Genomic DNA, 11,725 nt, shown 5'->3' on the forward strand with positions numbered 1-11,725 from the left:
CCGGGCCGCCGGTCGGTGACCGGCGCCCACGCCGCACGCGCCGACCGGCGGAGCCGGGCGGCCGGTGCGGCGACGCGAGCGCCGCCGCCCCTTGATCTCAAACAGCCCAATTCGGCAGGGATGTCGTTAAGGATCTTGCGAGATTGTGTCGCTGTCGCGCGACATCTACCCATCATCCGATATGATCTCAATCATGAGGCAGAGTCAGATAGATATCCTGCTAGAGAAGAGTAGAGAGCTAGAGGTTCTGGCATCAAAGATTCAAATTGCACCGCGCCGAACGGCGTCCAGGCCCTCGATCGATAGGCTAATCACAAGCTATCATGAATGGTATGCGCAGGCGCTGGACATTATTCCCGATGAATTCAAAGATCGCTTCAGGGATGAATTTGAGGGCGGCTTTTTCATTCACAAGATCAAGGCTTTTTTGGAGGCTCCTGGCGAAGCCAGTATCACATACGACCCAAAGATTTCGAGTGACGAGAATGAATACTGGGTCAATCCCTTCGAGAAAACCTTTCGCGCTCCGCTGATTCGACAGCGGCAAGTGCTGGCCGAGGTACGCCAGAAGATCGAGGGTACCGGCTCCATGAGCCAGCACATTCTATTGATTGAGCAGCTATGTAGGAACTTTCCGGAGTTCCTTGAACCTCTGCAGGACAGACCGCGAGAGCGGCCGTCGTTCATTGTGGAGGATGAATACGACGTCCAGGATGCACTTCACGCCTTGTTGCGAATCTTCTTCGATGACGTAAGGCCGGAAGACTTCGTTCCGGAGTACGGCGGAGCTAAGTCCCGCGTGGACTTCCTACTCAAAGCCGAGCGTATCGTCATTGAAGTAAAGATGACTCGAAAAGGCCTTGCAGCGAAGGAAATCGGCGAGCAGTTGATCACGGATATTGCTCGCTATAAATCCCATCCCGACTGTGGCGCGCTTGTAGCTTTTGTCTATGATCCCGACCGGAAGATCAAGAATCGAAGAGCCCTGGAAAGTGATCTCACGAGGCGCCATGATGGGCTGAGTGTCTACGTATATATAGTGCAATAGGCGCATTTACCGGCGACAACGTAGGGGCCGACTATTCAGCGGCGGCCCAAGAGTGGGGCGCGGCCTATGGGGTGCCAGTCCCATAGGCGTTCGGGGCCGCGTTGGTCGACCAAGGTTAGGGCTTCGATGGTGATGGGGCAGCTTGGGAGTTCTCGGCCGAGGGCGGAGATGATCGGTTCGGCGGGTTGCTCGGCCTCGCTGTAGACCAAGGTGGCGTGTGGAGTCCATCGACTCGGGCCCTCGGTGTGGCCTTCGCGTCCGGTAGCTTTGAGGGTGGCGGTCTGGACGGCTTCGCGGACTTGGTCCAGGTGCTCCGTGGGACGGACTGCGAGGGCGATGGCCTCTGGGTGGTAGTAGAGGCGGTCCAGCGTGACGTCAATGGGCGGGATCTTGGCGAGCAGTGCTGATGCGGTGGTGAGCATGTCTCGTTGCTGCTCGTCGGTGATCTCGTCGGATGGGCCGGCTACCAGGGTGGTGATGTGGAGCCACTCGGGCGGGGTCATGTGCAGGCCGGAGAAGCCGGCGAGTCGCTCCCGGGCGGTTCGGGCGAGGTCGCGTGCGCCTGGGTGGTCGCCAATGAGGATGTGCCAATAGATCGTGCCCTGTCCGGGGCCGGGCTCCGCGCGGTTCTGCCAACGGTTGACCATCCGCGTGGGCAGTGGACTCATGAACTCTCCTGGTCGGGATCGTCGGTCAGAGCTGCGGCGTTGAAGTCGTGGATCTGCTGCCTGAGCTGGACTGCAAGGGCACTGCCTTGGAAGCGTGGACGGCTGAGGCGGCGGTCCAGGTCCACGAGGTAGCGCGTGATGGTCGTCAGACGCATTCCGGGGTCCACCGTCATCATCTCGGCGAGTTGCTCGGCGGTGCCTTCGAGGTCGCCCTTGAGAAGGTGCGCCACTCCGGTCCCGACGCGGACTTGAGCCCAGATGGCAGGGGCGATCGGGGCGCCTGCCTCCCATGCGTTGTCGGCCATGTCGGCGGCGGCCAATGCTCCATCAAGGTCGCCTGTCCGCGTGGCCACTGACAGCGCGAAGAGGGCTCGGCGTTCGGCTGGGAAGGACCAGACCGATAGGTCAGTGGCGCTGTCGTGGACGGCTTCGGCGGACTGCTCGGCGCGGGTCACGGCTTCGCGGGCCCTGGTCTTGTCTCCGAGGAGAGCGGCGGCGTTCGCCTCGTACCACGCGAGTTGGGTCTTCATCGGGGTGAGCGGGCTGGCCTCGTAGCCTTGGCGGGCGAGGTCTGCGGCTTCGATGTAGCGGTTCTGCCATCGGGCCGTCTTCGCCAGGGCGTACCAGGCGTACGACTCGTCGGCTCCCGCCTCCCGGGCGAACATGAGCGCGGCGGCGGCGTAGTCCTCGGCGGCCTGGTCGAGATTGACGTCTCCGAAGATCACGGCGGCATGCGCGAGTAGGTCAGCGTCGATCCGCAGTAGCTCACGGGTGTGCCGGAAGCGGTGGTGACCGCCTTCCAAGAGGTGCTGCGTGCGGCGGTGGAGGTTGACCACCTCGGTGAGAAGCCGCTTGGCGGGCACCTGCGTGTGAGACGTGGCGAGAGACGATGTCGACCGGGCAAGCTGCGCGATCACCTCGTCCGTCGTGTCGCTCGCGGTGACCCAGCGAGTGAGGCGGGCGAGATCGGCGGGACTGGCCAGGTCCTCCGCGTCAGCGATGCCGGTCTCTGGTCCTGCGGGAGTGAGAGGGACGATCCCTGCGCGGGTGCGGTTCTTCTTCCGCTTGGCCGGCGGGATGAAGCCGAGTTGCTCTGCTCCTCGACCGGTGAGTTCTTGAAGGGCCCTGCGGTACGGCGGGTGCGGCCAGAGCACTTCGCCGCGTTCCCAGCGTCGCAACCGCTCCTCGTCGCACAGGAGACCCTGCTCAAGGGCCGTGGGGGTGCGGTTGAGCGCCTCGGCCATCTCCGCGCGGGTGGCGAAGTTGGCCTCTCGCCATGCAGTCAGTTGCGTGTTCGGGGTCGCGTCGGACATCCGGCCTTGCCTCGCAGGGACGCAAAAGGGGGGCGGAAAGGGGGCTGGTTGGCGGTCCTGACGGAACGTCGTGACTGGTTGTCTTCCTGACAAGCACACCGTACGACATCCGATCACAGTTGATCATGCGGTTGTCAGGAGGAAACGACCGGTGACGCGGCGACCCGAAGCGAACGAGCCGAACCGAGAGACCGTCTGCATCTCCTGCGAGGGACGTGGGTGGAAGTGGGTCTCTCCCCGTTCCGCGTTGTTGGTGCGGCGCGGAACGTCCGGCCAGGGGCCGGAGCGCGGTCGGAAGCCCTGTCGTACGTGCGGCGGTTCTCGGCGGGCTGAGGCGGCTTAGAGCTGCGGGCCGATGGCGCGGGTGCGGGCGGCTGTTGTTCGTGCCTGTTCCCCCGTGCGGGCCGAACGGGGAGGACAGTCGTGTCCCCCGCGCCATCGGTTCCGCTTCCAGACGGGGTGGTGGCGTGACACCGGCACAGGCGATCGAACGAGACTTTCCGGGCGTGTCGGCGTGGTACGGCGTTCACACGGAACGCTGGTGGGCGTTGGTGTGGGGCGGCCGATGGTGGCTGCTGGAGGCACGGACAGCGGAGCAACTGGCGGAGACGATCGCGGCGGCTCGGCGGTGGCCTGCGACCTTGGGGTTCGGTTCTGCGGGCGGGATTTCGTGGTGACCGTCTCTCCGGAGATCGAAGATGCCACGGAGGAGTACCGGCAGTGGCGGTCGGGGCTGGTCGCAGAGGCGCCGTGGTCTCCTGACGGCGAGGACGAGTTCCACGGGCCGCACGTGGCGATGCGGCGGGCAAGCTTCGAGGCGATCGAATGGCAGAAGCTCCCTGAATGGGACACGCCCGTTCGGGGGCCAGCGGCTCGGTTGCGGGTGCTGGCGCAGACCTGCGAATGCCGTGCAACGGTGCATGCGTTCTGCGCGCTGGGCGGGGCGTACTTCATCCGCCGAACGCTTCGCGGTCCTGATGGCGAGCAGTCGTGGGACTCGCCTCATACCCGGCAGCGCAAGGCAGAGCGGCTGTGGTGGCTGTTGTTGCGTGGTCAGGCCCGTTGAAGGTGTGACAGCGGTAGGCACCCGGGCTACGCTGGGACTTCTCGTATTGTCGAGCTGTTGGCAGGTCATGATGCCGGATGACGCTTCGTACGCGCCGAAGTACGTCCAGATCATAGAGACGTTGCGGCGCCGTATCGCGGACGGCACGTACGCCGTGGGCGAGTTGCTGCCCTCGGAAGCCAAGCTCCTCAAAGAGTTCGGGACCTCTCGCCCAACGGTCGTGCGAGCGTTGAACGAGATGGCGCTGCGCGGCGAGATCGAACGTGAACACGGCCGGGGCACCTTCGTGAAGGCTCCCCCTGCGTCGGCGAGCGAACACAGCCGGTCGGGGCTGAGCGTGCTGGATCGCCACGAGACGGAAGCCGCGGTGCAGCTCGTCTCGGTCGGCCGGCGGGCTGCTCCGGGCGGGATCGCAACGCTCCTTGGCCTCGCTGAGTCGGCACCTGTCCTCCTGCGTCGCCTTGTCGGCACGTACGACTCCACTCCGAGTGACCTGGTGTCGTTGTGGGTCCCCCTGGACGTTGCGCAGTCGACCGGACTGGAGCAAGAGGGGCCGCTCGCCGTGTCGGCGCGGCAACTGCTAGCCGCCGGACTGAGTGCACGTCTGGTCCGCATCGATGAACGCATCGCGGCGCGTCGTGCGACCAGCGAGGAACGCAAGTTGCTCAAGCTCGGGGCAAACGAACCCGTGCTGGTCGTGGTGGGCTCGGTGCTTGACGCTGCCCAGCGGACGGTCCTGGTAGTTGAGGTGGTCCTGCCTGGCAGCATGCACGAACTATCGGACAGCTATCCAATCTAGTGTGATTCAGATCACACGATAAGTCGAGTTGCGCTCTTTCGGATCGCCTCCTCGGCACGTAACGTCTTCCTCAGAGCTACTCGACAAGACGAGTAGGCGACAAGACGGCGAGCCGTCAGGAGTGATGTCATGGCGATTCAGGGACGGATTCCGGTGGCGTTCGGGGACGTGTTCCCGCACGGGGTGTACGCGACGGGGCCGGCGGAGCCGCTGGAGAACTTCGACACCAAGCGGCAGGAGACCGACAAGGAGAACGGGCTGCCGGTGTGGGTGGTGGACGTGTACGACGCGGACCCGGCGGCCAACCACAAGGCGTCGGCGATCAAGGTGAAGATCGCGGCGCAGGTGTGCCCGGTGGTGCCCGAAGCGGCGTTCGGGCCGTTCCGCCCGGTGGAGTTCGACGGGCTGACCGTCACCCCGTACGTGGAGGAGACCGGCCGCAAGCCCAACGGCGAGATGCGGACGCGGGTGGCCTACTCGTTCCGCGCCTCGGGTGTTCGCGCTCCCGGTAAGGGCGCGGGTCGTCCGGCCACCTCGGCGGCGAAGGACGCGGCCTGATGGCGGGCGGGCGCCGGTCGGCGCTGCTGCTGCCGGTCGACTCCACCTCGACCAGCGAGTTCCAGTCGTTCCGCTCGCGCACGCCGCTGTTCACCGTCTCGGCGGGCCGGGTGCTGGTGACGCTGGCGCTCCCGGAGCGGCTGGGCGCCTCGGACGTGGAGTTCGCGCGGTCGCTGGCCGAACAGGCGGCGGCGTACGCGACCGAGGTGGAGCGGCTGTACCGCTCGGGGCGGCGCCCCTCCTCGGGCCGCTCGTCGGGTCGGTCGGGGAAGGGGCGTGCGGCATGAGCACCTCGACCAGTGGCCACCTGAGCGTGCACATGGGGGCCAATGCGCGGGTGGAGTGCCTGACCTACACCGACACCGGGCCGATCCTGTGCGTGAGTACGCCGGGCCTCCACCTGACGGTGAACACCCGTGAGCGAGAGGCCGTGAAGTCCTTCGACGTGGACAACGCGCGGGCGCTGGTGGAGGCGGCCAGGACCTTCCTGGCCGAGTGCGAGCGTCTGCACGCCCTGCACAGCGGCCAGGACGACATCGGTTCGGAGCGTGCGGCGTGAACGCGCTCGTCCTGCTCCTGGTGCTCGGCGTGGTGGCGGGCCTGCTCGGTGCCCTGGTGCGAGCGTTCATCGGCTGGGCCGAGTCGCGGCGCGGGGCGCGGTGGTCGCACACCCTGTCCCGCTTCTGCGGCGACTCGGGCTGTGGCGTGTGCCGGTCGCGATCGCTGTCGGCCAAGGTTCCCCGGCTGGCGCGTTCGGCCGGCTGATTGAAGGTGGGGCGGCTGGAGCTGGTACCTCCGGCCGCCCCGGTTCTCTCCCCTCGAAACCCTTCAAGTGAAGAGGTGTACAGGCTATGTCCTGGGAGTTCCGCAAGCTCGGCCCCGGCGAAAACGTCGCCGTCGAAGCGCAGAAGGACCCGTTCGCCGCGCCCAAGTGGGCGCCCCCGGTGTGGCACATGCCAGAGGGCCTGGTCCTGATGGTCAACGCCGTCCGCGTCCTGGTCCGGACCGTCGTGTTCCTGGTCCGCAACATCGTCCCCGTGTCGGTCGCGGCCGGTCTGGGCTGGCTCGGCTACCGGTACGGCTGGGTCCCGCCCGTCCTCGTCCTGGCCCTGGTCCTGGTCGTCCTGACCACGTGGGCGGTCGCGGACCGTCCGTCCTTCGTCCGGTACGCGGTCCGCCCGGCGCAGTCGCGGTGGCGGCTGGTCACGGTGTACCGGCGCGACTGGCAACCGGTCCTCGTCACGGCCGGACTCACCAAGACCCACAAGGGCCGCGAGTACCTGCCCTCCCTCGTCCGCGTCCGCTCCGGCTCAACCTCGGATCGGGTGCTGGTGCGGATGCTCAAGGGGCAGGCTCCCGACGCCTGGGAACGTGTTGCGGCGAACCTGGCGCACGGCTTCGGCGCACAGCTCGTCCGCGTCCGCCAGGGCGACAAGCCGGGCCGGATCTGGCTGGAGTTCGTCCGCCGCGACGCCCTGTCCCGTCCGCTTCCCGCGCTGCCCGTGCCAGACCCGGCCGAGGTCGACTTGCGGGGCGTGGTGATCGGGCGGCAAGAGGACGGCTCACCCTGGCGGCTGCGGCTCCTCGGGACGCACGTCCTCATCGCGGGCGCGACGGGGGCCGGCAAAGGCTCGGTGATCTGGTCCACCGTCCGGGCGCTGCTGCCGCTGATGCTGGCCGGACTGGTGGAGGTCTGGGCCATCGACCCCAAGCGCATGGAACTGTCGTTCGGGCGGGCGCTGTTCGAACGCTACGGCCGCTACTCCTCCGACCCCAACGGCGGCATGGTCAAGCTGCTGGAACAGGCGGCCGAGGACATGAACGCCCGCGCCGAGGAGTTCGCGGGCCTCACGCGCGCGTTCGCCCCCTCGCATGAGCACCCGTTCCGGGTCGTGATCGTGGATGAGCTGGCGTTCCTGACCGCCTACAGCCCCGAACGCGACCTCCGCAAGCGCGCCGAGTCGGCGCTGTCGGTGCTGACCTCGCAGGGGCGCTCGGTGGGGTACTGCGTGATCGGCGCGCAGCAGGACGCCCGCAAAGAGGTCAACAACCTGCGCAACCTGTTCCCCGACCGCATCGCCCTGCGCCTGGACGAATCCGACCAGGTCGACATGGTCCTCGGCGACGGCGCCCGCGACCGCGGCGCGCTCGCTGATCAGATCTCCTCGGTGCCGGAGATCGGCGCGGGGGTGGGCTTCGTCCGGCTGGAGACCTCGCCGGATCCCGTGCGGGTGCGGGCGGCCTACGTCTCCGATGACGACATTCGCGCGATGCTCGCCCTCGGCCTCCCCGACGTGGAGGCGGCATGACCCAACTCTCCCTCGACGGCTCGCACACCGACCCGGACCCTTCGGCCGCTGAGGCTCCGACCGCGGTGGTCAAGACCCTGCCCCCGCTGGCGAAAGGGGTCCTGGAGGCGGTGGCGATCGAACACGGCGTGTGCATCCGTCCGGTCCCGATGCGGCGGGTCAACCTGCACACCGGAACGGCGGAGATGATCTATGTCCCGTGCGGGCACACGCTCTCCTCGGTCTGCCCCTCGTGCGCCGAACGCAAGCGCAAGCTGCGGGCCGTGCAGTGTCGCCAGGGCTGGCACCTGGACGCCGAACCGGTCATTGAACGCGCCGCCCCTGCCGACGACCAACGCGCGCTGATGGAACTGCGCTCCCGGGCACAGGTCGAACGGGACCAGGCGAAGGAGGCCGGTTCGGCGGCCGGTGAACCGGTGGAGTTCTGGGATCGGCTCCTGCGGGAACTCGACAGCGAGATTGAGCGCTCCGGGGTGCGCGGCACCTTGAAGACGGGTGAGCAGAAAGGTCGGCGGGCTCGGTCGACTCGGCGGCGGCAGGATGCGCCGGACCTTCCTCGGCGGCCGGTGGACGCGCGCACGGTCGGCAAGGTCTTCCAGGGCCGTGACGGGAAGACGTTCCGGCCCTCGATCTTCCTGACCCTGACGCTGGACTCCTATGGGCGAGTGCGCTCGGACGGGACTCCGGTAGACCCGGAGACCTACGACTACGCGCGGGCTGCGCGGGATGCCCTGCACTTCTCCAAGCTGATCGACCGGTTCGTGCAGAACCTGCGCCGGTTCGTCGGCTACGACGTGCAGTACTTCGCCACCGTCGAACCCCAACGACGCCTGGCGCCCCACCTGCACATGGCTATTCGCGGAACCATCTCCCGCGCGGAGCTGCGGCAAGTGGTGGCGGCCACTTATCACCAGGTGTGGTGGCCTTCGACCGATCGGGTCGTCTACTCCGGGGATCGGCTCCCGGTTTGGGACGCTGCGGCCGGTGAAGAAGGCGGTTACCTCGACCCCGAGACCGGCGCGGTGCTGCCCACGTGGGATGAGGCGCTGGACGCCATAGGCCAGGACGAGCAAGCCGAGCCCCTGCACGTGCTGCGATTCGGGCGGCAGATTGACGCACAAGGCGTCCTGGCGGACTCTCCCGAGTCGCGCAAGCTGATCGGCTACCTGACCAAGTACCTGGTCAAGGGCGTCGCCGAATGCCATGAGGCTGAGACCACCGCCCAACGTGAGCACATGGAGCGGATGGCCGAGGTCCTGCGGTACGAACCGTGCTCTCCCACCTGCGCCAACTGGCTGCGCTACGGCGTGCAGCCCAAGAACCCGCGGCGCGGTCTGACCCCCGGCTACTGCAAGGGGAAGGCGCACCGCCGTGAGCACCTGGGCTACGGGGGCCGGCGAGTGCTGGTCTCGCGCAAGTGGTCCGGCAAGACCCTGGCCGACCACAAGGCCGATCGGAAGGCGTGGGCGCTGGCTCGGCTGGCTGAGGCCGGGATCCCGGTCACCAACCCGGCCGATCCCGATGCGCAACACGTCTGGGAACGCGCCGGACCCGGCGACCCGGACGTCAAGCCGATCGAGCATCGGCTGATGCTCCTGATCAACGAACGGGTGCAACGGCGCCGCCAGCTCGACCAGGCCACCACACAGAACGACGCAGATCTTTCGGCAACTCGGGAGGCAGCGTGACCAACAGGCGCCGGACCACCCCAGACCTGGACCCCAATGACCGGCTCCTGACCTACGACCAGGCGGCCGAGATCCTCAACACCAGTCCGCGGTTCCCCCGTCGCCTGGTGGAGGAGCGGCGCATCCTCTTCGTGCGCGTCGGCCGGTTCAACCGCATCCCCGAATCCGCACTCCGAGAGTTCATCACGGCCGGTGTCGTCGAGCCGGTCACCCTCCACAGCATCACTCCTAGAAGGGCTGCCTGATGGCCGGTAAGCGTCGCTTCGGACGTGTTCGGCAACTTCCCTCCGGGCGTTGGCAGGCGCGCTACCCGGGCCCCGACGGCAAGGACTACACGGCACCGCACACCTTCCCCCGCAAACGGGATGCTGAGCAGTGGCTCACACTCAAAGAAGCCGACCTCAAGCGGGGTGACTGGCTGGACCCTGCGGCCGGCGCCGTGCCCTTCGCCACATACGCGGCCGAGTGGCTGGATGACCGGGACCTGAGTCCCAAGACCATGCAGTTGTACGAACTGCTGTTGCGGCTCCACCTCAATCCCACCTTCGGTGAGATGAGCCTCGGCGACATCACGGAAGAGACCGTTCGCAAGTGGCGGGCCGCTCGACTCAAGGCGGGGCCGAAGAGTGATCCGCCGTTCGGGCCGGTCACGGTAGCCAAGGGCTATCGCCTGCTGCGAGCCATTCTCAACACGGCCGTACGAGACAAGCGGATCAAAGAGAACCCGTGCCAGATCGCGGGCGCCGATCGGGAGTCGAGCCCTGAACGGCCGGTGCTGGGGGTGGCCGAGGTGTTCCGGATCGCTGACGCCATCGCGCCTCGGTATCGGGCGCTGGTGCTCCTCGCGACTTTCGGCAATCTGCGCTGGGGCGAGTTGGCGGGGCTCCGGCGGCGGCATCTCGACCTGGCCGCCGGGACGGTCCGGGTCGCGGAAACCGTCTATGAGCTGGGGCCGCTGGTGAAGGGGACGCCCAAGTCAGAAGCGAGCCGGCGAAAGGTCGTCCTCCCCTCGCTGATCCTCCCGGACCTGCGGAAGCACCTGGACGAGTACGCCCAACCGGGACCGAACGGGTTCGTGTTCGTCGGCGTCAAGGGCGGCCAGCTCCGGCGGAGCAACTTCTCCAAGCCTTGGGCGCGGGCCTTGGAAGCGGTCGGGCTGGAGGTCGGGGAGGTCCGCGTGCATGACCTGCGGCACACGGGCAACACGTACACGGCCGAGTCGGGCGCCTCGCTGGCGGAGATGATGAACCGGATGGGGCACTCCTCCACCCGGGCCGCGCAGGTCTACCTTCACGCGCGCCGCGAGCGTGATCGTGAGATCGCCTCGACGCTGGACAAGATGGCCAAGCGTGAGCTCAAGCGGAGCAAGAAGAAGGCCAAGAAGCGGAAGAGGGGCGAAGAGGGATCGGGCACGTAGCGGGCACGGCGGGGTGTCCAGGGCCCGTGAACGGCGAAGCCCCAGCGTCCGGAAACTCGGCCCGGACCTGGGGCTTTGTCATGCTGGAGCGGGTGACGGGAATCGAACCCGCGCTGTCAGCTTGGGAAGCTGAAGTTCTACCATTGAACTACACCCGCTTGGCGTGCGGTGGGTACCGCGCCTCGGACATCGTACCGGATGGGCGGGGGCCGGGGGGACGCTGCGAGGGGTGCGGGGAGCCGGTAGCTTTTCTGACGTGCTGCTCTCCGATCGTGACATCAGGTTCGAGCTCGAGTCCGGGCGGGTGAAGATCGACCCCTATGACCCGGGGATGGTCCAGCCGTCGAGTGTGGACGTCCGGCTGGACCGGTTCTTCCGGGTGTTCGAGAACCACAAGTACCCGCACATCGATCCGGCGGTCGAGCAGGTCGACCTGACGCGGCTGATCGAGGTGGCGGCGGACGAGGCGTTCGTGCTGCATCCCGGGGAGTTCGTGCTGGCCTCGACGTACGAGGTGTTCGCGCTGCCGGACGATCTCGCGGCGCGGCTGGAGGGGAAGAGTTCGCTGGGGCGGCTCGGGCTGCTGACGCACTCGACGGCGGGGTGGATCGATCCGGGGTTCGGCGGGCACGTGACGCTGGAGCTGTCGAACGTCGCGACGCTCCCGATCAAGCTGTGGCCGGGGATGAAGATCGGGCAGATGTGCCTCTTCAGGACCAGTTCGCCGGCGGAGTATCCGTACGGTTCGGAGAAGTACGGGTCGCGCTATCAGGATCAGCGGGGGCCCACGCCGTCGCGGTCGTACCTGAACTTTCACCGGACGCGCGTCTGAGCTTCACCGCAGGTCGGACCATGTGAC

At 67.2% G+C, this 11,725-nt stretch carries 14 protein-coding genes and 1 tRNA gene; 12 read left to right on the forward strand and 3 right to left on the reverse strand.

Annotated features, from left to right (window positions below; genetic code table 11):
- Positions 1–193: 193 nt before the first annotated feature.
- Positions 194–1,048 carry a hypothetical protein gene (locus tag AB0881_RS20720; protein ID WP_366618847.1) on the forward strand — a complete coding sequence of 285 codons (855 nt, stop codon included), beginning with the start codon at positions 194–196 and terminating at the stop codon, positions 1,046–1,048.
- A gap of 35 nt (positions 1,049–1,083) precedes the next feature.
- On the opposite strand, the gene AB0881_RS20725 is transcribed toward AB0881_RS20720, so the two are convergent.
- Both AB0881_RS20725 and AB0881_RS20730 read right to left on the reverse strand, forming a co-directional pair.
- Positions 1,084–1,716, reverse strand: a complete 633-nt coding sequence (locus tag AB0881_RS20725) for a 2'-5' RNA ligase family protein (protein ID WP_366618848.1) — start codon at positions 1,714–1,716, stop codon at positions 1,084–1,086.
- The gene (locus AB0881_RS20730; RefSeq protein ID WP_366618850.1) at positions 1,713–3,029 is read right to left on the reverse strand and encodes a hypothetical protein; all 1,317 of its coding nucleotides are present in this window, start codon (positions 3,027–3,029) and stop codon (positions 1,713–1,715) included. The genes AB0881_RS20725 and AB0881_RS20730 overlap by 4 nt, the downstream gene beginning before the upstream one ends.
- Before the next feature lie 673 nt (positions 3,030–3,702).
- Here AB0881_RS20730 and AB0881_RS20735 point away from each other — a divergent pair.
- From AB0881_RS20735 to AB0881_RS20780, 10 genes are all read left to right on the forward strand, one after another.
- Positions 3,703–4,095 (forward strand): hypothetical protein, encoded by a 393-nt coding sequence (locus AB0881_RS20735; RefSeq protein ID WP_366618852.1) that lies wholly within the window; start codon positions 3,703–3,705, stop codon positions 4,093–4,095.
- A gap of 67 nt (positions 4,096–4,162) precedes the next feature.
- The gene (locus AB0881_RS20740) at positions 4,163–4,894 is read left to right on the forward strand and encodes a GntR family transcriptional regulator (RefSeq protein WP_366618854.1); all 732 of its coding nucleotides are present in this window, start codon (positions 4,163–4,165) and stop codon (positions 4,892–4,894) included.
- Positions 4,895–5,023: 129 nt separating this feature from the next.
- Positions 5,024–5,452 (forward strand): plasmid replication, integration and excision activator, encoded by a 429-nt coding sequence (locus AB0881_RS20745; RefSeq protein WP_366618856.1) that lies wholly within the window; start codon positions 5,024–5,026, stop codon positions 5,450–5,452.
- On the forward strand, positions 5,452–5,739 hold the full coding sequence (locus tag AB0881_RS20750; protein ID WP_366618858.1) for a hypothetical protein: 288 nt from the start codon (positions 5,452–5,454) through the stop codon (positions 5,737–5,739). Before AB0881_RS20745 ends, AB0881_RS20750 begins: the two co-directional genes overlap by 1 nt.
- Positions 5,736–6,011: a hypothetical protein gene (locus AB0881_RS20755; RefSeq protein WP_366618860.1), complete on the forward strand. Its 276-nt coding sequence runs from the start codon at positions 5,736–5,738 to the stop codon at positions 6,009–6,011. The genes AB0881_RS20750 and AB0881_RS20755 overlap by 4 nt, the downstream gene beginning before the upstream one ends.
- Positions 6,008–6,217 (forward strand): hypothetical protein, encoded by a 210-nt coding sequence (locus tag AB0881_RS20760; RefSeq protein WP_366618862.1) that lies wholly within the window; start codon positions 6,008–6,010, stop codon positions 6,215–6,217. The genes AB0881_RS20755 and AB0881_RS20760 overlap by 4 nt, the downstream gene beginning before the upstream one ends.
- Positions 6,218–6,303: 86 nt before the next feature.
- Positions 6,304–7,761, forward strand: coding sequence for an FtsK/SpoIIIE domain-containing protein (locus AB0881_RS20765; protein WP_366618864.1), 1,458 nt, complete (start codon positions 6,304–6,306; stop codon positions 7,759–7,761).
- Positions 7,758–9,449: a replication initiator gene (locus AB0881_RS20770; RefSeq protein WP_366618866.1), complete on the forward strand. Its 1,692-nt coding sequence runs from the start codon at positions 7,758–7,760 to the stop codon at positions 9,447–9,449. Before AB0881_RS20765 ends, AB0881_RS20770 begins: the two co-directional genes overlap by 4 nt.
- Positions 9,446–9,694 carry an excisionase family DNA-binding protein gene (locus tag AB0881_RS20775; protein WP_366618868.1) on the forward strand — a complete coding sequence of 83 codons (249 nt, stop codon included), beginning with the start codon at positions 9,446–9,448 and terminating at the stop codon, positions 9,692–9,694. The genes AB0881_RS20770 and AB0881_RS20775 overlap by 4 nt, the downstream gene beginning before the upstream one ends.
- On the forward strand, positions 9,694–10,866 hold the full coding sequence (locus AB0881_RS20780; RefSeq protein WP_366618870.1) for a tyrosine-type recombinase/integrase: 1,173 nt from the start codon (positions 9,694–9,696) through the stop codon (positions 10,864–10,866). The genes AB0881_RS20775 and AB0881_RS20780 overlap by 1 nt, the downstream gene beginning before the upstream one ends.
- Positions 10,867–10,950: 84 nt before the next feature.
- Here the strand turns inward: AB0881_RS20780 and AB0881_RS20785 are convergent.
- A tRNA-Gly gene (locus AB0881_RS20785) sits at positions 10,951–11,024 on the reverse strand.
- Positions 11,025–11,122: 98 nt separating this feature from the next.
- On the opposite strand from AB0881_RS20785, the gene dcd reads away from it, so the two are divergent.
- Positions 11,123–11,698: a dCTP deaminase gene (gene dcd, locus AB0881_RS20790; protein WP_366618872.1), complete on the forward strand. Its 576-nt coding sequence runs from the start codon at positions 11,123–11,125 to the stop codon at positions 11,696–11,698.
- Positions 11,699–11,725 lie beyond the last annotated feature (27 nt).

Origin of the sequence: Spirillospora sp. NPDC029432 (genome assembly GCF_040703975.1) — a bacterium.
Taxonomy (GTDB): Bacteria; Actinomycetota; Actinomycetes; order Streptosporangiales; family Streptosporangiaceae; genus Spirillospora.